Source organism: Bacillus sp. IT-79MI2, from assembly GCF_949768135.1.
GTDB lineage: Bacteria > Bacillota > Bacilli > Bacillales > Bacillaceae_G > Bacillus_A > Bacillus_A pseudomycoides.
On record NZ_CATKPV010000046.1, the window covers coordinates 46,021 to 70,803 of the forward strand.

Sequence of the window (24,783 nt, forward strand, 5' to 3'; positions counted from 1 at the left end):
TTATGGAGTTTTGGTTAATTGTAAGTAAATTAATTGTCTTCTTATATATAGTGTTCAGTTATATTCACTCAAATGTTACGAACTTACCGTGGGTTATATTTACTTTGCTTTCGTACCTTTGTATAAACGTGACAATTTCTATTTTAAAAAAAGATGCGTATAAAAAAATATTAATTGGACTATCAATCGGTATTATCGCTTTGTTTACATGGAGGATTCATCCGTTTTTTATTTTGTTTTTACCTTTGAACTTATACGAAATTGTATCTTATTACATAGAAAAGAAATGGCAGATCTTTTTCATTATGATTCTCCCTATCGTTTTTGCGGATGAAAGTGTTCAAATGACATATGGACTCATTACTGCATTTTGTTTTCTTGTTTTAATGATGGCAGACCGTTACATAGTACGATTACTAAAGCTTGAAAAGCAAAATGATAAGATGCGAAAAGATATGCAGCGGCTCACAAAAAGTTTAAATGAAAATAAAGAATACATAAGGCAATCAGAATACACATTTAAGTTAGAAGAACGAAATCGATTATCACAAGAAATTCATGATAAAATTGGTCACTCCATGACAGGCGCACTTATTCAAATGGAAGCAGCAAAGAGATTGATGGAAATAGATAAAGTGAAAGCTACGGAGTTACTACAAAATGCGATTCATATTTCTAAAGATGGGATTGAAAATATTAGAATTACCCTTAAAAATATGAAACCACCAACTGAACAAATTGGAATTCATCGTATGAAATTATTCATAGATGAATTTGCGAGCAAGCATGATATAAAAATTCCGTTTGTGTATAAAGGGAATTTGGATACAATTTCCCCTATCCAATGGAAAATCATTGGTGAAAATATTATGGAGGCGTTAACGAATGCGATGAAATATGCTGATGCGACAGTTATTTCAATAGATATTCATGTACTTAACAAGATGGTCAAGGTACAGGTGAAAGATAACGGAAAGGGTGTAGTCTTTGTTAAAAAAGGACTCGGTATTATTGGGATGGAGGAGAGAACAGCGTCTGTTAATGGGAAAATAATTGTAGATGGAACGAATGGCTTTTCGGTAACAATGTTGTTGCCGATTCAGTAAGACATGATTGAGATGAAGGATCTCATATGAAAAAAGTGAATATTCTCATGTGAAAAGAATGAACTTCTGCACTGAGCAGGTTCATTCTTTTTGTTTATAATAACAGCAGAGAAACCGAAATAGGGGTGAAATGATGAACGCATTAGAAATAAAAAATTTAACAAAAAAATTTGGTGATTTCATCGCAGTAGATAATATGTCTTTAGCTATTAAAGAAGGAGAGATATTTGGATTTCTAGGATCAAACGGTGCTGGTAAAAGTACAACAATTAATATGATTGCTGGATTGTTAAGAAGTAATGAAGGTGAGATTAGCATACTAGGAAAAAATATAAAGAAACATAATCGATTTGCAAAAATGAATATCGGAATTGTACCGCAAGATATAGCAATTTATGAGGAGTTAACCACCTATGAAAATGTGAAATTCTTTGCGGGTCTGTATGGATTACGAGGTGCAGAATTAAAAGCGAGAGTAGAAGAAGCACTGCAGTTTGTAGGGCTAAGTGATAAACATAAAAGTTATCCAAAGAACTTTTCCGGTGGGATGAAACGAAGACTTAACATTGCTTGTGCCATTGCGCATCATCCGAAGTTAATTATTATGGATGAGCCGACAGTTGGAATTGATCCGCAGTCAAGAAACTATATTCTTCAGTCTGTACGGAAATTAAATGAAATGGGTAGCACCATTATTTATACGAGTCACTACATGGAGGAAGTAGAAGAGATTTGTACGAAAATCGCAATTGTTGATCACGGAAAAATTATTGCAGAAGGTACGAAAGAACAATTGAAAGCTATTATTACAGATACAAAAGATATTTGGATTGAAGTAAAGTCAGTTGAAAATATAGATGTGAACAAATTAAAAGAAATTAGTGGTGTTAAGGCTGTTCAAATAGAAGAAAACGTAATTAAAGTGAATTCTGATACAGGGGTCAACAACTTAAACAAAATCGTTCAGCATTTTATCAATAATGATATAGAAATACGTTCACTTGAAGAGCAAGCACCTAACTTAGAAACAGTATTCTTGACATTGACAGGAAGAAATCTACGGGATAAATAAGATTTACTAGTAAAAAAAGGGAGGTTCATCGATTGAACATCTTCAATATAGCCATAAAGGAAATCAAAAGTGACTTTCGAGATATAAAAACGTTAGTGTCTATGCTAGCATTCCCGGTTATGCTTATGCTCATTTTGGGCACTGCTTTAACGAATGCATTTAATAGTGATAACCTTTCTATTAAAAATATCCAGGTGTTATACAAAGATGAAGCAGGTGGTAGGTTCTCTCAGGCCTTTGAAACATTGATAAAGGAAACAGGCAAATCGGGCATTCACTTTAAAAAAGCAGCAAAGGATGTAGATGGAAAAGAAGAAGTGAAACAAAATAAGTATGCCGGCTATGTAGAAATGAATCAAAACGGCGTGAAGTTATATGAGAGTGATCGGAATAGTATTGAAGGAAGTATTATTGAAGGGATGCTTACTACATTCGTCGATAAGTACAACGTAGCGGTGGAAGTTGCGACAGTAGATCCAGGGAAAGTTAGTACAGTTATTTCAAGTGGAAATCATGATGATTATATAAAAGAGACATCTTTACAAGCTGCTAAGAAACCAGGTTCTATGGACTATTATGCGATTGCGATGACGACAATGATTGCCTTGTATGGAGCGATGGGAGCAAGCTATCTGATTCGCGGAGAGCGATTACGAAAAACGGGAGATCGTTTAATTGCTGCACCTGTTAGTAAAGCGGAAATTTTCATTGGGAAGATACTTGGTAGTATTGTAGTAAATGCACTTTGTCTTTTTCTCGTCGTTTTCTTTAGTAAATTTGTTTATGGGGCAAATTGGGGCGACCATCTTGGAGTAGTCTTTCTTATTTTACTAACAGAAGTATTTCTTGCAATTAGCTTCGGATTAGGTATCGGGTATATTACGAAAACAGGTGAGGCATCTAAGGCAATCATTATGGTTGTTGTACAATTAGCTTCTATTTTTGGAGGGGCGTATTTCGTAGTTGAAGAAAATATGATTACAAATTTATCACCATTAACATGGGCGAATACAGCGATTATGAAAATTATTTATGCGAATGAAGTAGGAGCGGCACTTCCAGTAATCTTTTTAAACCTTGGGATTTCAGCACTGTTTTTATTGATTGCGATTATCGCATTACGCAGACGGGAGGGGCTATAACATGAAAGATATTTTATGGCTCATACAAAAAACATTATCTGTACTTTTGAAAAATAAAAAAGGGTTACTTCTTATTATTGGATTGCCAATAGTAGGGTCATTAATGGCATTTTTAATATACGGAAATGCAGGGCAAGGTACCCTACGTATTGGGGTTGTAAATAATGAAAATCATTATATAGCAAATGATACGGTGAAATTTATAGAAGGGTTAAATCATGTAGAAGTGAGTAAAATTAAGGCGTCAGAAATAGAAGAGAAGCTTGCCTCGAAAAAACTTGATGGAGTGATTACGTTAGATTCAGGTTTTTCGCAAAGTGTTCGAGATGGTAAGCCGAGTCATATTCAAATTTCCTCGATTAAAGGTGCTCAAGTAACAGAGTTTATAAAATCGTATTTGTATAATTATATTGATAATATAACAGCAATTAGTAAAGTAGCACAAAAGGATCAAAGTACGTTTGATAAGATGTATGCAAATTATCAAAAAAATTCATTCAAGCTAACAGCATATACGCTTAAGGATACTTCGAAAAATAAAGATATGACGAATCAAACAGTTGGTTATCTCATTATGTTTATGTTGTTTTCAGCAGTGAATTTTTCAGAACGGATTTTGAGAGAAAAAGAGAATAGAACGTATTTTCGATTATTATCAACACCGATAGATGGGAAGAAATATATATTATCTAACGTTGCTGTTAATATGGTTATCATGATGGTGCAAATCATTGTAACGGTACTGTTTATGACCAATGTATTTCATATTGATACAAATATGCCTTTGCTTGTTATGATTGGAGTACTGATGATATTTGGTTTAATTGCAATTGGTTTATCGTTAGCAGTTGTGTCTTTTGCTAAGAATTCAGTTTCTGCTAATGCAATGCAAAATATCATTATTACACCAACATGTTTGCTAGCGGGATGCTTCTTTCCATTTGAAATTATGCCAGCATCTGTGCAAAAAATAGCTGATTTTCTTCCTCAGCGTTGGTTATTAGATACGATAGGGGAATTACAGCAAGGGACACCGTTTTCTGATTTGTATTTAAACATTTTAATTTTATTCGCCTTTGCGATTGCCTTTTTCTTAATTGCGATTTATAAGTTTGGCCATAATAATGATGCGAGGAATTTTATTTAATAAAAGGGGTGCGGCATCATGCCGCATCCTTTTTTTGTAATTGCTCATAAAACATAATCGCTATTGAAATACTATCTGAAGACAATTATTTTGTACGGAAGGAAAACAAAATGGTAAAAAAAATATTACGCATTATTTCTATTATTATTAGCATAGTAATTCTTCTAGTTGTTTGGATGCATATTGATGTAACACTGGGAAGGAAAGTAGAAGCTGATAAAAACCAACGGAAAGAATATGTTCCTCATTATAGTGATTTTCAATTATATGTAGAGGGGAAACCTCTATATAGTCAATTATTTTCTGATATAAAAGAAGCAAAGCGTTCTATTTTTACTTATTTCTATATTATTTCGAATGATAAAAGTAGCCATACTTTCTTAAATTTGTTAAAAGAAAAAGCAGAAGAAGGAGTACAAGTGTACTTATCGGTCGATTGGATTAATGATTTGTCTTTCGAAAGAAAATATAAAAATGAATTACAAGCAAGTGGTGTTCATTTTACATATAGCAGGAAACCGGAGTTCCCATTCTTTTTTTATTCGCTCCATCATCGTAATCACCGCCGCATTACAACGATAGATGGGAAAATCGGGTATAGTGGTGGATTTAATATAGGTAATGAATACTTAGGGAAAGATAAGCGCTTTGGATATTGGCGGGATTATCATATACGCTTGCAGGGAGAAGGGATAACAGATTTAGAGGAGCAGTTTGTATTAGATTGGAAACGAGATACTTCGGAAGAAATTGTGAGAACAGCTGAGCCTGTTATTAAAGGAAAAACGTTACACACTATGTCTAGTTACAATGGACATAAAGTAGTTACGAAGTATATGGAATTAATACAACAAGCAAAGCGTTCTATCGTGATCGCCACGCCTTATTTTATACCAAGAGATAAAGAACTTATGAATGCTTTAATTCAGGCACGAAAACGGGGAGTATCGGTAAAAATACTTTGGTCTTATAAACCTGACGTTCCGCTTATTAAAGAAGCAGCCTACCCATATATTCGTCAGTCGATTGAAAATGGAATCGCTGTATATGGATATAAAAAAGGAATGTTTCATGGGAAAGTAATGGTATTCGACGATGAAATAACTGTGATTGGTACAACAAATTTTACTTCGCGTAGTTTTCATATTAATGATGAGATGGACTTTTATGTATACGGTGGCCCGATGATTCAACAAGTGAATCACGCGTTAACACAAGATTTTCAAAATTCAAAAGAGATCACTTCATCCTTTTTTGATCGTTTATCGTTTTTAGAGAAGTGCAAAGAAAAAATAGCGTGGGTGTTTAATTATTATTTATAATAAAGGTAGATGTGGGATTCATGTAAAATAGTTCTATTGTTGTGAAAGGAATTTCAAATAGTAAATGAAATAATAAAGTAATTTGTATTCAAAAACGCTTAGAGAATAAACTCGAAGCGTTTTATTGTTTATTGTATAGTATTTTGAATTCAATCTCTTAAAAAAAATTGCCTATAGATCTTTTTTTAAATAGTAATGTTTAAAGTCTCTACCGACATTATCAAGGACACCAAACTCTTGATAACCGTGCTTTTTATAAAAATCTAATGCTTGAAAACTTAAAGTATCTACTTTTATGAAATCACAATTTTTTTCTAAAGCTATTTGTTCGATTTCTAATAAAAGTTTAGTTCCATAACCCAGTTTGCGTATGTCTTCATCCATTATAAAAGTATGAATCTCTAACCAATTCCAGCAAATTTCACCTAATATTCCTCCGCGAATCTTGCTGTCTTCATCCTTAAGAAATAAATGAATCTCCTGATAGCTTCCCCTTAAATCTGTTGGGAAATGTTTTAAATTATATTCATAAAGTTTATTATTAATGTTGTCTTTATTAGTTGCATTTAATTCTTTCGTAATATGTAAATCCATTCGTCTTTCCTCCCGCAATTTTTTGTGAAATGATAAATATGAAACGAATTTCTTTATTGAATAAGTACATCATCTCAATATACTTATTCTAACATAAAATTTACAATATTCTGTTTTGTGTTTTCTGATATTCAAAAATAATAATTCGGTCTAGCCTCTGGCTTAGGTATATAACATCTACTGTTAACTCATGGAAAGGAATACTATTTTGGGTTTTATTTTACCGGTTCGAACCATATAACAATTAACAAGCGAGAATAAGTTCTATAATATTTCACACGCGGAACCGTATTTTTCCATTTAAATATCCTTTGAAGGATAAATATAGATGTTTTGGAGGTGGATTAGCATTGAATCTTCAAATTGCTATTCGTGAGATTGTGGAGCGCATGCTCATGCTTAAACTAGATCACCCATTAAGAGTCGGTGTTAGTGGTATAACAGCTTCTGGGAAAACAACATTTGCAAATGAGTTACAAAACGAAATTCATTTGCAAGGAAGAAAAGTCGTTCGGGCGAGTATAGATAATTTTCACAATCCAAAGGTAGTTAGATATTCACAAGGTAAGGAATCAGCTAAAGGATATTATGAAGATGCTCATGATTATCAAGCATTTGCTGAGCGATTATTGGTTCCGTTAGGACCTGATGGAGATATGCGATATGTGATGAAATCACATGATTTAGAAACGGATATGTATACTAAAACGGAATCTATACTCGCTTTAAAAGATATGATATTTATAATAGATGGTACTTTTTTATTAAAAAAAGAGCTCCAACATTTATTTGATTATAAAATATTTGTAGAAACAGATTTTGAAACTGCAAGAGAACGTGGTTCAAGTCGGGAGGCGAAAGCCTTTGGGAATAAAAAGAGGGCAGAGGAAATATTTTTACAAAGATATCATGCGGCTTGCCATATGTATATAGAAGAGCATGCACCAAAGCAATGTGTAGATGTAGTTTTTATGAATAATGTTATTGAAGCACCAAGGGTTGTATTTCAGAATTTGTGATTTTAGCAATGGTATTGATAGCGATTGTTATAAGGTAGTTTTATGAATAGTGGATAATAGGGCACTGTTTTCTTTTCAATACCGCTAGGGTACTACTTTTTTAGAAAGAGTAAGGTGCGGCAAAATACCGCACCTATTTTTAAGGTCAAAGTTACAGTTGTTCTATTCGAGAAAATATTATTTTTCTTCTACGAGTTCTGTTAATTCATGATTAATTAATGTGCCAATATGCTCACCTAAACATATTTTTTTCATAACTCCTGGTTCATCGAAGTTAAAAACATGTGTTGGTAAATGATAGTCACGAGCAAGTAATAAGGCTGATTGATCCATCACTTTTATATTGTTTCGAACGACATCATTATAATTTAAATGACGATACATTTTGGCTGATTTATTTCGTTTTGGGTCACTTGTAAAAACACCGTCTACACCTTGTTTTGCAACTAAAATGGCATCGCTATTCATTTCGATTGCTCGCTGGACACTCGGATAATCTGTCGTAACGAACGGTTGCCCATTCCCGCCGCCAAAGATAACGATATATCCTTTATCTAAATGATGAACAGCCCGTAAACGGATGTAGGGTTCTGCCACTGCTGTAAAGGGGATAGATGTCATAACGCGTACCTCTTTATCTGTCTTACTTGTTAATACACCGCGCAGCATGAGACTATTAATAATTGTACCTAATGTCCCTATATTGTCTGCTTCAACGCGATCAATCCCCCATTCTTCAGCTAAGTTTCCTCTGAAAATGTTTCCTCCACCAACGACAAGAGAAACTTCAATACCTAAATCGACGATTGATAAAATCTCCGTTGCGATATGTTCTAAACGTTTGGAACCGAAACTATTTCCATCTTGATCAGCAAGAGCGCCGCCGCTGAGTTTAATTAAAACACGCTTGTATGGTTTCATTATCATCACTCCTTATTTTGAAGAATAGGTTTTTCCGGTGGAGTCCGTAACTATCACTGAGAATTAGTTCTCATCATACTTGGATTCTTATAGACAGTTTATTCTTGATCTACTTGCTTTGCTCACGTGAAAAAATTTTGCATGCAAGTAGCATATCGATTTGCAATAAAAAAGGAGCAGAGGCGAATGCCTTTGCTCCTTTAAGAGAAATTGAAATAGGAAAGGAAGAGTTGTAATGAAACCTTTCGTAGAATTCTTCATAACCTCCACTCCTTTTCATTTTATATATGTTCAAATAAACCTATCTTTTAGATTATACAAAGAAATCAGATATTTTATCAATGTTATTTTCATTTTTTTATCTTCAAAGGGTGTCAATGAATATTTAAAGAAAAAAATTCGAATTTTTTGTGACGAATCTGTAGTTTTTTGTCTGATTTTGTAGGTTCGCCTATATTATGTGAGTAAGCTTTTATAAATTCAAATTGAAAGCGTTCGCATGAAGGGATGAAAATATATGAAAAAATTCGGATTAGCAACACAGATTTTTGTTGCACTTGTTTTAGGGATTGTAGTAGGGGCAATCTTTTATGGCAATAAAACAGCGATTTCTTATATCACACCAATTGGGGATATATTTATCCATTTAATTAAAATGATTGTAGTACCGATCGTTATTTCAGCGCTGATTGTTGCAGTAGCTGGTGTAGGGGATATGAAAAAGCTTGGGAAATTAGGCGGTAAGACAATTCTCTATTTTGAAATTATCACAACAATTGCGATTTTAATGGGATTAATCGCAGCAAACGTGTTCCATCCAGGAACGGGTGTTGATATGAATAACTTACAGCAAAGTGATATTTCATCATATAAACAGACGGCTGATGCAACAGAGAAAAAAGGTTTTGCAGAAACGATTGTTCACATTGTACCAAAGAATGTATTTGAATCAATTGCACAAGGCGACTTATTACCGATTATTTTCTTCTCTGTGTTATTTGGTTTAGGAGTTGCAGCAATTGGGGAAAAAGGAAAACCTGTATTTAACTTCTTTGAAGGTGTACTCGAAGCGATGTTTTGGGTTACAAATCAGGTTATGAAATTCGCACCATTCGGTGTATTTGCATTAATTGCGGTTACGGTCGCAAAATTTGGAGTAGCAACACTACTTCCTTTAGGAAAATTAGTGCTAGCTGTGTATGTAACTGTTATACTATTTGTTATTGTTGTATTAGGTATTAATGCACGAATGGTAGGGATAAACATTTTTACATTAATGAAAGTTTTAAAAGAAGAACTTATTCTTTCGTTTACAACAGCAAGTTCAGAAGCTGTTTTACCTAATATAATGAGAAAAATGGAAGAGTTCGGTTGTCCGAAGGCAGTCGCTTCTTTCGTTATTCCAACAGGGTATACATTTAATTTAACTGGTTCGGCTATTTATCAAGCATTAGCAGCATTATTCGTCGCGCAAATGTATGGTGTACACATGTCTTTAACAGAGCAAGTAACATTATTATTCGTTTTAATGTTAACGTCAAAAGGTATGGCAGGAGTTCCAGGTGCTTCATTTGTTGTTGTACTTGCGACATTAGGTTCAATGGGATTGCCGTTAGAAGGTATAGCATTAATTGCTGGTATCGACCGCATTTTAGATATGATTCGTTCGTCTGTCAATGTGTTAGGGAATGCATTAGCAGCCATTGTTATGTCGAAGTGGGAAGGCGAATTTGATCATGAGAAAGCGAAACAATATGTAGAAACAGTCAAACAAACAGAAGCAGCATAAGAAATAGATGAGGAGTGAGTAATAATGGCAACATTAACTGAAACTACAAAAAATGTACGAATTGAAAAAGACTTTTTAGGTGAAAAAGAAGTACCAATGCATGCTTATTATGGAGTTCAAACAATGCGTGCTGTAGAGAATTTTCCAATTACAGGGTATAAAATCCATGAAGGGTTAATTAAAGCTTTGGCAATTGTAAAAAAAGCAGCGGCACTTGCGAACACTGATGTAGGTAGATTGGAATTGAAAAAAGGCGGTGCGATTGCAGAAGCAGCGCAAGAAATTCTTGAAGGGAAATGGCATGATCATTTCATCGTCGATCCAATTCAAGGCGGCGCGGGAACTTCTATGAACATGAATGCAAATGAAGTCATTGCCAATCGTGCCCTTGAATTATTAGAAATGGAAAAGGGAGACTATCATTATATTAGCCCAAATAGCCACGTGAATATGGCACAATCAACAAATGATGCATTTCCAACAGCAATTCACATTGCGACATTAAATGCATTAGAAGTGTTATTACAAACAATGGGCTATATGCATGATGTATTTGAATTAAAAGCAGAACAATTTGACCATGTGATTAAAATGGGGCGCACACATTTACAAGATGCTGTACCAATTCGTCTTGGGCAAGAATTTAAAGCATATGCTCGTGTAATTGGACGTGATATGAAACGAATTCAGCAATCCCGTCAACATTTATATGAAGTAAATATGGGGGCAACAGCAGTTGGAACAGGATTAAATGCAGATCCTGAGTACATTGAAGCAGTGGTGAAACATTTAGTTTCAATTAGTGGATTGCCTCTTGTTGGAGCAGAAGATCTAGTAGATGCAACACAAAATACAGATGCATATACGGAAGTATCAGCTGCACTAAAAGTATGTATGATGAATATGTCTAAAATTGCAAATGATTTACGCTTAATGGCATCTGGTCCGCGTGTTGGACTTGCAGAAATTATGCTTCCATCTCGTCAACCAGGTTCATCTATTATGCCAGGGAAAGTAAACCCTGTTATGCCAGAAGTAATTAACCAAATCGCATTCCAAGTAATCGGTAATGACCATACGATTTGCCTTGCTTCAGAGGCGGGTCAATTAGAGCTAAATGTTATGGAGCCAGTACTTGTTTTCAACTTACTTCAATCAATTAGCATTATGAATAATGGTTTCCGTGCCTTTACAGATAATTGTCTAAAAGGAATTGAAGCGAACGAAGGGCACTTGAAAGAATACGTTGAGAAAAGTGTAGGGATTATTACAGCTGTTAACCCACATATCGGCTATGAAGCAGCGGCTCGTGTTGCAAAAGAAGCAATTGCAACTGGGCAGTCTGTCAGAGACCTTTGCGTGAAAAATGGTGTATTATCCCAAGAGGAATTAGACTTAATTTTAGACCCATATGAAATGACACATCCGGGGATTGCAGGAGCAACTCTTTTAAAGAAAAATTAAAAGAGGAGGGGACATTCCCCTCTTTTTTGTTTACAATATAGAAATGGCATATATAAATAAAGGTAGGGATGGTATGAGTAAATTTACAGTTACCTCTAATGGTGTATTAGAAACGACATTAAGAGGAGTAGAAGTATTAGCTACACCACTTTTAAATAAAGGGGTTGCTTTTACAGAAGAAGAAAGAGAAGAACTAGGGCTAAAAGGGTTATTACCACCTGCGGTATTAACATTGGATGAACAAGCACGCCGTGCGTATAAACAGTTTTGTTCACAGCCAGACGATTTATTAAAAAACGTATATTTAACAGCATTACATGATCGTAATGAAGTGTTATTTTATCGTTTACTAACAGATCATTTACGTGAGATGCTTCCAATTGTGTATACGCCAACTGTTGGTGTAGCAATTCAAAGATATAGTCATGAGTATCGTAAACCACGTGGAGTGTATTTATCCATTAATGATCCTTCTGGCATAGAAGAAGCGTTTTCTAATATTGGTGCAACAGCTGAAAATATCGACTTAGTCGTTGTAACGGATGGTGAAGGAATATTAGGAATTGGTGACTGGGGCGTTGGTGGTATTAATATTGCTATTGGGAAGTTAGCAGTTTATACAGCAGCAGTTGGAATCGATCCTAGTCGTGTATTACCTGTTATTTTAGATGTTGGTACGAACCGTGAGGATCTTTTAAGTAATCCGTTTTATATTGGAAACCGTCATCCTCGTATAACTGGCGAGGCCTATGATACATTTATCGATACATTTGTAAAAGCTGTATGTAACAAGTTTCCAAAAGCATTGTTGCACTGGGAAGACTTTAGCTCACGCAATGCACGTCGAATTTTAGATAAATATCGTGATCATGTATGTACATTTAATGATGATATTCAAGGAACTGGTGCAGTTTCGCTTGCAGCTGTATTATCAGCAGTGAAAACTTCAGGTGTCCCACTTTGTGAACACCGAGTTGTCGTCTTTGGAGCTGGTACAGCTGGAATTGGAATCGCTGATCAAGTGCGAGATGCGATGGTTCGTGCAGGGCTATCAGAGAAAGAAGCAAACGAGCGCTTCTGGTGTATTGACCGTAATGGTTTACTTACAGATAATATGGAAGGTCTTCTTGATTTCCAACTCCCATATACACGTATGGAATCTGAAGTGAACGAATGGAGGAAAAGTGAAACGGTTGGGCTTGCAGAAGTTGTGAAACATGTACAACCAACAATTTTAATTGGTACATCAACAGTAGCTGGTGCATTTACAGAAGAAATTGTAAAAGAAATGGCTTCTCATGTAGAACGACCAATTATTTTACCAATGTCGAATCCAACACCGCTTGCAGAAGCAAAACCGGTAGATTTAATACATTGGACAGAAGGACGGGCACTTGTGGCAACTGGAAGCCCATTTGAGCCAGTTACATATGATGGTGTTACGTATGTAATCGGACAATCAAATAATGCGCTTATCTTCCCAGGTCTTGGTCTTGGAACAATTGTTGTTCGTGCGAGTGTAATGACAGATGGTATGTTTGCAGCAGCAGCAGAAGCAGTGGCAAGCATGGTAGATACAAGTCAACCAGGAGCACCTATTCTTCCAGAGGTAGAAGAACTACGTAACATCTCAGAGATAGTAGCAATTGAAGTAGCTAAAGCAGCAGTTGCTGAAGGTGTTACTCGTGAGAAATTCAGTGATAACGATATCAGAAAAGCTGTTAAAGAGGCAATGTGGCCACCTGAATATCGCCAAGTAAAAGCAGCTAAACAGGTAACAATATAGAAATAAAGCCCGTTTATATCATAAGCGGGCTTTCCTTGTTCAATTTTTGAAAAATATATTTCATAAATAGGAAGTGGCATCTTTGAATTGGAATCAATTGTGGAAGAAAGATATGTCCCTTTTAATTATTTTAATGTTAATTGTTCCAATTGCTGGACAATTGAATTTTCATCCGTTTAATGATACATTCCGTGTTAGCTTTGGGACGCCAATTTTTTTCTTTTTGCTATTATTTCTACGAAAAATACCAGCCGCTATAGCAGGTACACTCGTTGGGCTGTCTGTTGTAGGATTTCGGGTTGTTCTTGATGGGATGTTACAAGGATCCTTTCATATAACAGACTCTTTTTATTTACGTTATCCAGTCTTCTTTTATTATTTTGTTTATGGAAGTCTTTTTTCATTATGTAGAGTGAATAAATTCCATCAGAAACCATTCATAATAGGGTGCCTTGGGATTACAATTGAGATTATAGCAAGTATGTCAGAATTAGCTTTTTATCATGTTTTAGTACTTGGTACAACAATTACTATTTCTGAAATAAATAAATTGATTATTATTGCTGTTTTTCGAAGCTTTTTTGCCCTTGGTTTCTTAAATATGATGAGTCTATATGAAACGAAATTAAAGGAAGCACAAGTCCGGAAAGAAAATGAAAAAATGTTAATGCATCTTTCGAACTTATATGTGGAATCTGTTCATTTAAAAAAGACACTTCAAAATGCAGAATTAATTACACAAGAAGCGTATCAATTATATCGAAATTTACAAGCTAGTAATGATGTAAGCAGCATAGAAATACATAGTAAAAAAATATTAAAAATCGCTGGGGAAGTACACGAAATAAAAAAAGATAATCAAAGAATTTTTGCGGGGTTATCAAAACTTTTATTAGATAAAAATCTTTCTGAATACATAGAAGGTCATGAACTGATAGAAATGATTGTGAGGATAAATGAGAAGTACGCTCAACTATTAGGAAAAGAGATAACATTTTCTAAAAACATAGAAGGTGAGCATGCGGAATATCATGTTTATACTGTACTGTCGATATTAAATAATTTAGTTGCAAATGCTGTTGAAGCAATTGAGAGCACTGGTACAATTATAATAATGACATATAAACAAGAAAGAAATATAATGTTTGAAGTAATAGATGATGGTCCCGGTATTTCACCGAAATATAAAGAACTCGTATTTAAACCAGGTTTTACATCGAAGTATGATCAAACGGGTACACCATCTACAGGAATTGGTCTTTCTTATATAAAAGAGATGGTTACAGAACTTGGGGGAGAAGTGAATCTGCAATGCAAGGAGAGCGGCAGAGGATGCAAGTTTATTGTCCGTTTACCAGAGTCTAGTTTAACGCGAGAGGGGGAATAGAGTGTTTTATTATATCGTAGATGATGATGAAGTATTCCGCTCTATGCTATCACAAATTATTGAAGATGGTGATCTTGGAGAAGTAGTGGGAGAAGCGGAAGATGGTGCTTTTGTTGAAGCAGATCAGTTGAATTTTAAAAAGGTAGATATTTTATTTATTGATTTATTAATGCCAATTCGAGATGGGATTGAAACAGTTCGCCATATCGCACCAGCGTTTACAGGAAAAGTAATTATGATTTCTCAAGTTGAGTCTAAACAACTAATCGGAGAAGCGTATTCACTTGGGGTTGAATATTATATTACGAAACCATTAAATAAAATTGAGGTTGTATCTGTTGTGCGAAAAGTGATGGATCGTATTCGTCTGGAACGATCTATACAAGATATTCAAAAATCACTGAATAACGTCTTTCAATGGGAACAACCGCAAGTGCGAAATGAACCGTTGCTAGAAGAGAAGAAGATAATGGACTCAGGTCGCTATTTATTATCAGAACTTGGTATTGCTGGAGAGAATGGAAGTAAAGATTTACTTAGTATGTTGGAATATTTATTGGGACAAGAAAATGAAAAAACATTTGAATATGGTTTTCCAGCATTGAAAGATATTTTTCACTATATTACGGTCAAAAAATTAGGTGGTGCAGCTTCAGAAACGGAAATTGATAAAGAAAGAAAAGCTTCAGAACAAAGGGTGCGCCGAGCGATTTATCAGTCATTAAATCATTTAGCCTCTCTTGGTTTAACTGATTTTTCGAACCCTAAATTTGAAAGCTATGCTCCGAAATTTTTTGATTTTACCATTGTTCGTAAACGTATGACAGAAATGACGAAGGAAGAGCTATCGGCATCTGGGCATACGAGAATTAATACGAAGAAGTTTATTCAAGTATTGTATTTTGAGGCGAAGAGGTTGATGGAGGTAGAATAGAAAAGAGGATGCTTACAAATGAGCGTCCTTTTTTCTATTATTAAAATTTTTAATATTCTCCATTTAATGGTAATGAAAGGGTGTAATTGAATATAAATTTGTTTTGGAGTACATATATAAGGATGTGAAATGAAAAATGATAAGCACTATTTTTAGTTACTTGTTGCTTGGAATTTCTCTCTCAGCACCTGTTGGACCAATCAATGTTGCTCAAATTAATAAAGGGATAAAGAATGGTTTTTTAAGTGCGTGGCTTGTTGGAGTAGGAGCAATGTCCGCAGATGTCATTATGATGCTCTTAATTTATTTTGGTGTTTCTGTCTATTTAACAACACCTGGTGCGAAGTTAATTATTTGGCTTTTTTACGCTACTATATCTTGGATATGAAGCAATTAAAGGGGTTGGGGAACTCATATAAGAAAAGGGATTGCGTTGTGAAGACGCAATCTATTTTGTGCTTCAAAAGTAATTGCTATTTTATATTCATGTGTATACATGTAAAATGTTGTATAAGAGTAGATACTTCATAGTAGATAGAAACATTAGAAAAACTTGTAGTCTAAAGGTTTTCTAATATAACGTCTAGAACGGTGGATTTTTATTTTTAGGGAAGGATCAAAATAATGAGTTTTACATTAAATAAAACAATAATTAAACAGTTATGTGGAGAAACCTCATATAAAAAAGGTGAGGCCTATTATAGGACAAACAAAGTTAATATTACTAATTATGATGTTAAGAGAAATATTTGCGAGGCGACAGTGAAAGGAAACGGAGATTTTTATGTCACGATAGAAACCGCTGATAATGATGAAATTATTGGGAAATGCAGTTGTCCTTCACTAGCTTCTTTTCATGCATATTGTCAACATATCGCAGCTACATTACTATATATAAATGATTTTCAACAAACCGGACAATCACTAGCATCTAATTCAAAAAAGGATCTCATGAATAGTTCGTCTAGGGATGTTCAATTAGCGAACGGGATGTTGAATTTGTTTGGTGAGAAGCCATTGCGGCCAAAAAGTAGACAGCATCGATTTGATACACGTAAGATACTTGATGTGGAATTCGTTTGTATTCCGGTTGCTTCAAGAAATGGGGGGGCTTTGTTTGGAATCCAGGTGAAGCTTGAGAAGCAATACCCTGTATATAAAATTAGGGATTTTCTTAATAGAGTGGAACAAAGAGAGCCTTTCATATGTTCAAATAATTTTACTTACACGTCAGATACTTATAGTTTTCAGCCAGAAACGGATGCTGTTATTCAGCAACTGATTCAAATTTACCGAAATGAAAAAATGTATGTAGAATCGTTGCAAATAAACGCTCAACAAGATGAAAGTATGATTTTAATTCCACCTGCGTCCTGGGATTATATGCTTTCACTGCTTTCCGCTACTTCATTTGTAACGGTTGAGCATGATGGGAAATCATTTCATGGTGTACATTTATCAAAAGGATTATTACCTATAAATTTTGAGTTCAATAAAGGTGTAAATGGGGGATATATACTTGAGATTAGTGGGTTACAACAAGTTCAAGTAATGGATACATATAGTTATGCTCTTTTTGGAGGGAAGCTATATCGTTTAAACGTGGAGGATTGTAATCGGCTTATTGAATTAAAGAGAATGATGAATCGTTCTAGAAGTAATCAATTTCATATTCCAACTGAGAAAATGGAACATTTCGTAGCGAAAGTAGTACCAGGTTTAATGAAGCTTGGTAACGTTCGGATTGATGAGGTTGTATCGGAACGCATTGAAAAAACACCTCTCAAAGCCAAATTGTTTTTAGATCGAGTCAAGGATCGGTTACTGGCAGGACTAGAATTCCAATATGGAAATGTTGTTATCAATCCGTTAGAAGAGGATGGACAACCTTCAGTTTTCAATCGGGAGGAGAAAAAAGAACAAGAAATTTTAGAAATTATGAATGAGAGTGCCTTCGCGAATACAGAAGGCGGTTATTTTATGCATAATGAGGAAGCGGAATATAATTTCTTATATCACGTTGTTCCGAAATTGAAAGGTTTACTGGAGATTTATGCGACTACAGCTATTAAGTTGCGCATTCATAGAGGAAACAGTGCACCTCTCATAAGGGTAAGGCGGAAAGAGCGAATTGATTGGTTATCATTCCGTTTTGATATAAAAGGAATTCCGGAAGCTGAGATTAAAGGTGTATTAGCAGCACTTGAGGAGAAACGTAAATATTATCGATTAGCGAACGGTTCCTTGCTATCCCTAGAGAGCGAGGAGTTTAATGAGATTAACCAGTTTATAAAGGAATCGGGTATTCGCAAAGAAATTCTAAAAGGAGAAGAAGTGAATGTACCGCTCGTGCGCAGTGTAAAATGGATGAGTTCACTTCAAGAAGGAAATGTTTTGAGTGTAGATCAATCTGTTCAAGAGTTGGTAGAAAACATTCAAAGCCCTAAAAATCTAAAGTTTACTGTACCAGATAGCTTAGATACAATCCTTAGAGAATATCAAAAAGATGGATTTGAATGGATGAAGACACTCGCATATTATCGTTTTGGTGGCATATTAGCAGATGATATGGGACTTGGTAAAACGCTGCAAAGCATTACTTTTATCGCTTCTATTTTGCCTGAAATTCGAGAGAAGAAGCTACCTGTATTAGTCGTATCGCCGTCTTCTTTAGTTTATAACTGGCTAAGTGAATTAAAGAAATTTGCTCCAGATATTCGAGCTATTATTGTGGATGGAAATCAAACAGAACGTCGAAATATTTTAAAAGATGCTACAAAGTTTGACGTTATTATTACGTCGTATCCTTTATTACGAAGAGATGTAAGGCAATATGCACAGCCATTCCATACGTTATTTCTTGATGAAGCACAAGCATTTAAAAATCATACGACGCAAACCGCAAAGGCAGTGAAAACGATTCAAGCAGAGTATCGTTTTGGATTGACCGGAACGCCTGTAGAAAATTCTTTAGAGGAACTTTGGTCTATTTTCTATGTAGTATTCCCAGAATTGTTACCAGGACGAAAAGAATTTGGGGACTTGAAGCGTGAAAATATTGCAAAGCGGGTGAAACCGTTCGTATTACGTCGTTTGAAAGAAGATGTGTTAAAAGAATTGCCAGAGAAAATTGAGCATTTACAGTCTTCAGAATTGCTTCCAGAGCAGAAAAAAATATATGCAGCTTATTTAGCAAAGTTGAGAGAAGAAACATTAAAGCATTTAAACAAAGATACATTGCGTAAAAACAAAATTAGAATTTTGGCTGGTTTGACGAGACTTCGGCAGATTTGTTGTCACCCAGGTTTGTTTGTCGATGACTATAGGGGGAGTTCAGCTAAATTTGAACAGCTTCTAGAAATTGTGGAGGAGTGCAGAAGTACAGGGAAGAGAATTCTTATATTTTCACAATTCACGAAGATGCTTTCCATTATTGGACGGGAGTTAAACCGTCAAGCTGTCCCGTATTTTTATTTAGATGGGAATACTCCGGCGTTTGAACGTGTAGAGTTATGTAATCGGTTTAACGAAGAAGAGGGAGATTTGTTCCTTATTTCTTTAAGGGCTGGTGGTACTGGTCTCAATTTAACAGGAGCGGATACCGTTATATTGTACGATTTATGGTGGAACCCTGCAGTCGAACAGCAAGCGGCAGACCGGGCGTATCGAATGGGGCAGAAGAACACTGTACAAGTTATCAAGTTAGTAGCACATGGCACGATTGAAGAAAAAATGCATGAGCTGCAGGAGAGCAAAAAGAATCTAATTGCCGAGATTATTGAACCCGGACAAGAAAAGTTGTCTTCGATCACTGAAGAAGAAATCAGGGATATTCTTATGATTTAACAGAATAAAAAAGCTATTCTTCCATAGATACGAAAGAATAGCTTTTTTCATTATGAACGTAATAATCACATTTTTCTTCGTTTAAAATAAGTGGATATTAATGCTAATTATCCTGCTTTGGATTACTTGTTTTTACGAGGGTTTTTAGTTATTTTTTGTACCTTTACTTTTATAAGGTTTAGCATTTTTCTTTTTCTTAGCACTAGATTGCCAGCGGTTCCAGCCTTTACTTCCCGTTCCTTGTCCTGTACCTTTCTTAGCTTTAGTTTTCGTTTTACTCATATAATCACTCCGTTATTATTATAGAAAATCTACTTTGATAGTAGTCAATGTCTTTGAAATATAATCTCGATCCATGACTATGTTTGTTCCTAACAGTTGCTGATCAGAACAAACAACTGAATGCTCTAGTATATCATAAAATGGGAAGTAATTTGATGCATTATGAAATCATTATCGAAATTTGTATAGATTTATTCGAATTGTAGAATGTTATTACATATGATAAAAATTATAAAGAAAATGAAATTTATGAGAAATACAATGGATTCTGTTTTTCGGACAATTACACTACTTGTCATATACATGATGGTTACGTTGAGTAAATTATTTTTTGGATTGAAGCCACAAAAGAAGCGATAAATTTTATCCCGCTATTCGTGAACGGTAAGATCCACACCTCAAAATTCAGCAAAAGCAAAGGAGATAGGTGGGGGATGAAGCCCCCACCGCTAATTAAAGTTTTACTTTATAAAGATGTTTTATTTACAACAATCAATAAAGCCGTAAAATAAAGAATTGAAAAATATTTTCAAACTTTTTGTTGACTTTCTTGTTTTTTTGTATAGAATAATCATTAATAAAATGTTTCAGAGATGTGACAACAAAACGACTGTGAAAGGACGAGTAGTAGTAGGATGTAGTCAAAGCGAGTCAGGGGTGGTGTGAGCCTGATACGAAGCCTGTTATGAAGAACCTCCTGGAGTCGCTAACCGAAATCCTTTAGAGGAAAGTAGACTTAGCCGGAAACTTCGCCGTTACAAGAAGAACAGTATCGAGATTTCTCTAATCTCCGTACTGAATAAGTGAGCAACCTCTGTTGCTAATTTGGGTGGTACCGCGGAACCAAAGCCTTTCGTCCCAGTTTTTTGGGAAAGAAGGGCTTTTTTTGTTGGCTTCTTTCCACTACATCCAAACATTTTAGGAGGAAACCAACATGTATCAATCATTAATGACAGTAAGAGAGACACAAATCGCAATTAAGGAAGTTAAAACATTTTTTGAGGATCAATTAGCAAAACGTCTTGGACTATTCCGCGTATCTGCACCATTATTCGTAACGAAAAAATCAGGTTTAAACGATCACCTAAACGGTGTAGAACGTCCAATTGAATTTGATATGCTTCATTCAGGAGAAGAATTAGAAATTGTTCATTCACTAGCGAAATGGAAACGATTTGCCTTGCACGAATATGGTTACGAAGCTGGTGAAGGTTTATATACAAACATGAATGCGATTCGCCGTGATGAGGAACTTGATGCAACACATTCAATTTATGTTGACCAATGGGATTGGGAGAAAATTGTTCAAAAAGAATGGCGTACAGTGGATTACTTGCAAAAAACAGTACAAACAATTTATGGAATATTCAAAGAATTGGAAGATCATTTGTTTGAAAAATATCCGTTCCTTGGCAAGTATTTACCAGAAGATATCGTATTTATCACATCCCAAGAGTTAGAAGATAAATACCCAGAGTTAACACCGAAAGATCGTGAGCATGCGATTGCGAAAGAGCACGGTGCAGTCTTTATTATCGGAATTGGCGATGCGCTTCGCTCTGGTGAAAAACATGATGGACGTGCAGCTGACTACGACGATTGGAAATTAAACGGAGACATCTTATTTTGGCATCCAGTATTGCAATCTTCATTTGAATTATCATCAATGGGAATACGCGTTGATAGTAAATCACTTGATAAACAGTTAACAAAGACAGGTGAAGATTTCAAACGTGATTATGATTTCCATAAAGGTATTTTAGAAGAAGTACTTCCACTTACAATTGGTGGTGGTATAGGACAATCAAGAATGTGCATGTACTTCTTACGTAAAGCGCATATCGGCGAAGTTCAATCTTCTGTATGGCCTGATGATTTACGTGAAGCCTGTAAGAAGGAAAACATTCATTTGTTTTAATGAAGAATGAATTGAATTGTTTTTTGAACGAGGATTGACGATTTATCCCGCATTAATGGGCAGTAAGACCCCCATCTCAAGATTCAGTGAGAAGTAAGGAAGAAACGTACCTGTAAAAGCCCGATTGATGAGGGCTAACCATCAGTGGGGGATGAAGAACCCCCCTGATGGAAGTTTCACTTTATAAATCTACAAAAAGAATGATTTAAATTAGCTTTACCTTTTCACTGGTTTTGAAGTGTGAAGCTCTTCAAAAAAACATCCGAAATATCAAAGGCTATCTTTTTCTGTTGAAGATAAAGCAGAAGAAAAGAGACACATGATATTTTTGGATGTTTTTTGCGTTTCGTAAATTGGAATACCGTACATTATCAAAAGAAATAACAGCTAATTGTATGATAGACTGAAATTTGAAACATGTATGTAGTAATTAGTCTATTAGGATACAGGTTACGCATTTGTTTTGTAGATGTCTCTGATAGAATGTGTATTGAATAACCAAAAGGAGAGAAGAGTATGTTACATAGTTTACATGCAATAGAAGAAGCACGAAATGGAAACATATATACGAGAGAAGCAAATATATGGTTAGGGTTTTTGTTGGAAGAATATGGGGTAGTAAGTATAGAAAGGAATTACCGAAGTGTATTAGAGTATGTGGAACGGACGCTAAGGCATTTAGAAAAAATGAATGTTTCATACGGTATTCGTGCTCGTGTAGAAACTGTATTATGCTGGAGTGAAGTATCGAAGTGTGGTTCTGTAACGCAGCGCAAGAAGTGGAAGGATTTAGGGGTATCGTTTTTAGCACATAACGAAGATTCAGCTTATATTTATAGACGCTATTTTCCATATGATGATGTAACGTTTACACTCATTCGTACACATGGATTAATAGGGCAAGTATTACGAGGAGAAGTATCCATGACTTCTCATGACGAACTGGTAAGATTATGGCAGCGAGGTGTGATTCAAAAAGATGAACTGCGTGAAGTGCTTCGTGTTTTAAATGAATGTATTATTACCGGGGTATCTGATAAGTTATGGATAAGAGTGAAGGGAGAGGTATATGAACGTATTGAACAAATACTTTGCGGAGAACTGATTGAATATAGTGTAAAGCAACGAATTCGGCGGTTACGTACGAATGCTTCACCTAACGATACATATTTTGTTCAAGAGTATGATTCAATTATGAATGATAGGTTAGAAGAAATGTTTACAGTTTTATTTGATTATGACCTTTGGTATGTAGAAGCAGCATTAACTCATTTTAGTTTCGAAGAATTCGTGAAAGTATTCGCATTAGCTTATCAACATATTACTCAAAAGAATGTAGATCATATCAGTTTCCAGCCTCTTATGGACGCATTGTATTATGAGAGAGAGGAAGAAAAATACTTAAATATTTATACGAAACGAGCAATTGAAAAAGTATTGCGAAGTGTATCAATAGTAGAATTGCTAAATATGAGTCGAATTCCTCAATCAGAAATGTATCCTGAATTAAAGGAAACTGAAAACGTATTAACAATTGGTTTTGGAACAAGTGAAGTTGGAAAGACGCTTATCGAATTTTGTTTAGCTTGTAAAAAAGAAAATAATGCTCATTATGAACAAGCTGTCATGATGTTATGTGAAATATTTGGTTTGCGCCGGGATGCGTTTGATCGATTGGAAAATGAAGAAGAATATCTTTCACATATGAATGGAAGTGTTGATGATAAAGTAGCAGTTCTTCCATATGTAGTAGGCGATACAATAGTAGAAATTGGCCCTGGCGGGGGCGCGATGATGAATAAATTTAAAGAGGTGTATCCAAATAAATCGGTTATCGGAGTAGATTTATCACGAAATGTAATTGAGAAGTTAACAAGTGATAAATACGAAAAAGGCTACAACTGGGAAGTTACACTAGGAGATGCTTTACATCTTGCAGATACATTCCATCCGGAAAGTATTTCTACAGTTCATTGTGGTTCAGTAAATCATGAGATTTTTTCTTACGGAGAAACAGATGGTAAGAAATTTAATGTTGCGACAATGGAACGTCTAGTGAAAAGTGTATTTCGGGTATTGACTCCTGGAGGACGTTGGATTATTCGTGATGGAGTAAAGACAGAAAGTAAAGAATGGTGTGAATTACATTTTCATGATGAAACCGCTATGCCTTTCTTAAAAAATTATCAACGTGATTTTCAAGGGCGACAAATTAAGGTGAATATATTAGATGTGGATCGAGTAAGAATGCCAGTTAATGATGCAATGGAATTTTTATATACGTATACGTGGGGAGAAGAAGCATATCCACATGAGGTGCAAGAGCAATTTGGTGTATTCACACTTCAAGAATATATTGACTTTGTAGAGAGTGTTGTAGGTTCAGAGAATGTAAAAGTAATCGAAGTTAAGCAGTATCTTTTAGAAGGTTATATAGAACATTTATCACCAAAAGTTACATTGTATGACGAGCACGGTAAACAAATCGCGTTGCCAAATAGTACATGTTTGATTGTGTTTGAGAAAATATAAATTTTTTTATGTTTGCATTTTACTGCACATGAATGGGCGGTAAGCTTCCTACTGATTAAAGTTTCACCTTATTATACATATGATCAATATGAGGAAAAGTATAAGGAGAATATGTATGTGGGAATAAATAGATCGAATCATAGGTTTTACATATATCTCAATAGGTATCATCACAGCATGTTATTAGATAATTGAAAAGAGTTTTGCGAAAGAAAAAATAGGAATGTTTTGGTTGTTAGTAGTCTTTTTTTTGCCTCCTATGTTTGGGTTTTTAAGAGTTACTGTCGAAGGGAATAAAGAGTAAAAAAGATTCCGAAACAGATTTGAATATAATCTGTTTCGGAATCTTTTTTTAGAACACGAATTAATCTTTGGAAATTTTTTCCTAGTTTATCTCGCATTAACTGGCAGTAAAAGTCCGATTGGTGCGGGCTGATATTCAATAAGGGATGAAGAAAACCTCTACTGATTAAAGTTGCACTGTATATTTTAAGCTGATTTTCTCTAGATTTTACTTAGATT

17 protein-coding genes, 1 pseudogene and 1 other annotated feature are annotated in these 24,783 nt (G+C 35.0%); of the genes and pseudogenes, 15 read left to right on the top strand and 3 right to left on the bottom strand.

Features of this window, described 5'->3' with window-relative positions; translation table 11 throughout:
- The first annotated feature begins 2 nt into the window (after positions 1 to 2).
- From ACM6HU_RS04460 to ACM6HU_RS04480, 5 genes are all read left to right on the top strand, one after another.
- Complete coding sequence (locus tag ACM6HU_RS04460) at positions 3 to 1,106, top strand: sensor histidine kinase (RefSeq protein WP_016114317.1); 1,104 nt, start codon at positions 3 to 5, stop codon at positions 1,104 to 1,106.
- A 133-nt stretch (positions 1,107 to 1,239) separates the two neighbouring features.
- The gene (locus ACM6HU_RS04465; RefSeq protein ID WP_016114318.1) at positions 1,240 to 2,178 is read left to right on the top strand and encodes an ATP-binding cassette domain-containing protein; all 939 of its coding nucleotides are present in this window, start codon (positions 1,240 to 1,242) and stop codon (positions 2,176 to 2,178) included.
- A gap of 32 nt (positions 2,179 to 2,210) precedes the next feature.
- Positions 2,211 to 3,320, top strand: coding sequence for an ABC transporter permease (locus ACM6HU_RS04470; protein ID WP_016114319.1), 1,110 nt, complete (start codon positions 2,211 to 2,213; stop codon positions 3,318 to 3,320).
- A gap of 1 nt (position 3,321) precedes the next feature.
- A complete protein-coding gene (locus ACM6HU_RS04475) occupies positions 3,322 to 4,467 on the top strand; it encodes an ABC transporter permease (RefSeq protein WP_016114320.1) in 1,146 nt (381 codons plus the stop codon).
- 110 nt (positions 4,468 to 4,577) lie between these two features.
- Positions 4,578 to 5,789: a phospholipase D-like domain-containing protein gene (locus ACM6HU_RS04480; RefSeq protein ID WP_414848006.1), complete on the top strand. Its 1,212-nt coding sequence runs from the start codon at positions 4,578 to 4,580 to the stop codon at positions 5,787 to 5,789.
- A 171-nt stretch (positions 5,790 to 5,960) separates the two neighbouring features.
- Here the strand turns inward: ACM6HU_RS04480 and ACM6HU_RS04485 are convergent, their stop codons facing one another.
- Positions 5,961 to 6,383 carry a GNAT family N-acetyltransferase gene (locus tag ACM6HU_RS04485; RefSeq protein ID WP_414848007.1) on the bottom strand — a complete coding sequence of 141 codons (423 nt, stop codon included), beginning with the start codon at positions 6,381 to 6,383 and terminating at the stop codon, positions 5,961 to 5,963.
- A 350-nt stretch (positions 6,384 to 6,733) separates the two neighbouring features.
- Here ACM6HU_RS04485 and ACM6HU_RS04490 point away from each other — a divergent pair, with 350 nt between their 5' ends.
- Complete coding sequence (locus ACM6HU_RS04490) at positions 6,734 to 7,402, top strand: hypothetical protein (RefSeq protein WP_414848008.1); 669 nt, start codon at positions 6,734 to 6,736, stop codon at positions 7,400 to 7,402.
- Positions 7,403 to 7,579: 177 nt separating this feature from the next.
- Here ACM6HU_RS04490 and pyrH read toward each other — a convergent pair whose 3' ends face one another.
- A complete protein-coding gene (gene pyrH, locus ACM6HU_RS04495; RefSeq protein ID WP_016114324.1) occupies positions 7,580 to 8,323 on the bottom strand; it encodes a UMP kinase in 744 nt (247 codons plus the stop codon).
- A gap of 517 nt (positions 8,324 to 8,840) precedes the next feature.
- Here pyrH and ACM6HU_RS04500 point away from each other — a divergent pair.
- From ACM6HU_RS04500 to ACM6HU_RS04530, 7 genes and pseudogenes are all read left to right on the top strand, one after another.
- Positions 8,841 to 10,112, top strand: coding sequence for a cation:dicarboxylate symporter family transporter (locus tag ACM6HU_RS04500; protein WP_016114325.1), 1,272 nt, complete (start codon positions 8,841 to 8,843; stop codon positions 10,110 to 10,112).
- Positions 10,113 to 10,136: 24 nt separating this feature from the next.
- Positions 10,137 to 11,576, top strand: coding sequence for an aspartate ammonia-lyase (gene aspA / locus ACM6HU_RS04505; RefSeq protein WP_016114326.1), 1,440 nt, complete (start codon positions 10,137 to 10,139; stop codon positions 11,574 to 11,576).
- Positions 11,577 to 11,628: 52 nt separating this feature from the next.
- A complete protein-coding gene (gene malS, locus ACM6HU_RS04510) occupies positions 11,629 to 13,362 on the top strand; it encodes an oxaloacetate-decarboxylating malate dehydrogenase (RefSeq protein ID WP_414848019.1) in 1,734 nt (577 codons plus the stop codon).
- 82 nt (positions 13,363 to 13,444) lie between these two features.
- Positions 13,445 to 14,749: an ATP-binding protein gene (locus tag ACM6HU_RS04515; RefSeq protein WP_414848009.1), complete on the top strand. Its 1,305-nt coding sequence runs from the start codon at positions 13,445 to 13,447 to the stop codon at positions 14,747 to 14,749.
- A 1-nt stretch (position 14,750) separates the two neighbouring features.
- Positions 14,751 to 15,683, top strand: a complete 933-nt coding sequence (locus ACM6HU_RS04520) for a response regulator (RefSeq protein ID WP_414848010.1) — start codon at positions 14,751 to 14,753, stop codon at positions 15,681 to 15,683.
- Positions 15,684 to 15,819: 136 nt separating this feature from the next.
- Positions 15,820 to 16,081: pseudogene (locus ACM6HU_RS04525) on the top strand (LysE family transporter); the annotation flags it as partial.
- 226 nt (positions 16,082 to 16,307) lie between these two features.
- Positions 16,308 to 19,529, top strand: coding sequence for an SNF2 helicase associated domain-containing protein (locus ACM6HU_RS04530; protein WP_414848011.1), 3,222 nt, complete (start codon positions 16,308 to 16,310; stop codon positions 19,527 to 19,529).
- Positions 19,530 to 19,673: 144 nt separating this feature from the next.
- On the opposite strand, the gene ACM6HU_RS04535 is transcribed toward ACM6HU_RS04530, so the two are convergent.
- Positions 19,674 to 19,811, bottom strand: coding sequence for a DUF3934 family protein (locus ACM6HU_RS04535; protein ID WP_016114332.1), 138 nt, complete (start codon positions 19,809 to 19,811; stop codon positions 19,674 to 19,676).
- Positions 19,812 to 20,414: 603 nt separating this feature from the next.
- Positions 20,415 to 20,675, top strand: a binding site (T-box leader).
- 70 nt (positions 20,676 to 20,745) lie between these two features.
- Between ACM6HU_RS04535 and asnA the strand changes: the two genes are divergently transcribed.
- Positions 20,746 to 21,729: an aspartate--ammonia ligase gene (gene asnA / locus ACM6HU_RS04540; RefSeq protein WP_016114333.1), complete on the top strand. Its 984-nt coding sequence runs from the start codon at positions 20,746 to 20,748 to the stop codon at positions 21,727 to 21,729.
- Positions 21,730 to 22,245: 516 nt separating this feature from the next.
- Positions 22,246 to 24,261, top strand: a complete 2,016-nt coding sequence (locus ACM6HU_RS04545) for a class I SAM-dependent methyltransferase (protein ID WP_016114334.1) — start codon at positions 22,246 to 22,248, stop codon at positions 24,259 to 24,261.
- Positions 24,262 to 24,783 lie beyond the last annotated feature (522 nt).

What these genes read in the sequence shown, in the direction of transcription:
- ACM6HU_RS04485 (WP_414848007.1), bottom strand. Translation starts at nt 6,383, where the DNA reads ATGGATTTACATATTACGAAAGAATTAAATGCAACTAATAAAGACAAC.
- ACM6HU_RS04535 (WP_016114332.1), bottom strand. Translation starts at nt 19,811, where the DNA reads ATGAGTAAAACGAAAACTAAAGCTAAGAAAGGTACAGGACAAGGAACG.
- aspA (WP_016114326.1), top strand. Translation starts at nt 10,137, where the DNA reads ATGGCAACATTAACTGAAACTACAAAAAATGTACGAATTGAAAAAGAC.
- ACM6HU_RS04475 (WP_016114320.1), top strand. Translation starts at nt 3,322, where the DNA reads ATGAAAGATATTTTATGGCTCATACAAAAAACATTATCTGTACTTTTG.
- ACM6HU_RS04545 (WP_016114334.1), top strand. Translation starts at nt 22,246, where the DNA reads ATGTTACATAGTTTACATGCAATAGAAGAAGCACGAAATGGAAACATA.
- ACM6HU_RS04480 (WP_414848006.1), top strand. Translation starts at nt 4,578, where the DNA reads ATGGTAAAAAAAATATTACGCATTATTTCTATTATTATTAGCATAGTA.
- ACM6HU_RS04530 (WP_414848011.1), top strand. Translation starts at nt 16,308, where the DNA reads ATGAGTTTTACATTAAATAAAACAATAATTAAACAGTTATGTGGAGAA.
- ACM6HU_RS04465 (WP_016114318.1), top strand. Translation starts at nt 1,240, where the DNA reads ATGAACGCATTAGAAATAAAAAATTTAACAAAAAAATTTGGTGATTTC.
- asnA (WP_016114333.1), top strand. Translation starts at nt 20,746, where the DNA reads ATGTATCAATCATTAATGACAGTAAGAGAGACACAAATCGCAATTAAG.
- ACM6HU_RS04460 (WP_016114317.1), top strand. Translation starts at nt 3, where the DNA reads ATGGAGTTTTGGTTAATTGTAAGTAAATTAATTGTCTTCTTATATATA.
- ACM6HU_RS04500 (WP_016114325.1), top strand. Translation starts at nt 8,841, where the DNA reads ATGAAAAAATTCGGATTAGCAACACAGATTTTTGTTGCACTTGTTTTA.
- pyrH (WP_016114324.1), bottom strand. Translation starts at nt 8,323, where the DNA reads ATGAAACCATACAAGCGTGTTTTAATTAAACTCAGCGGCGGCGCTCTT.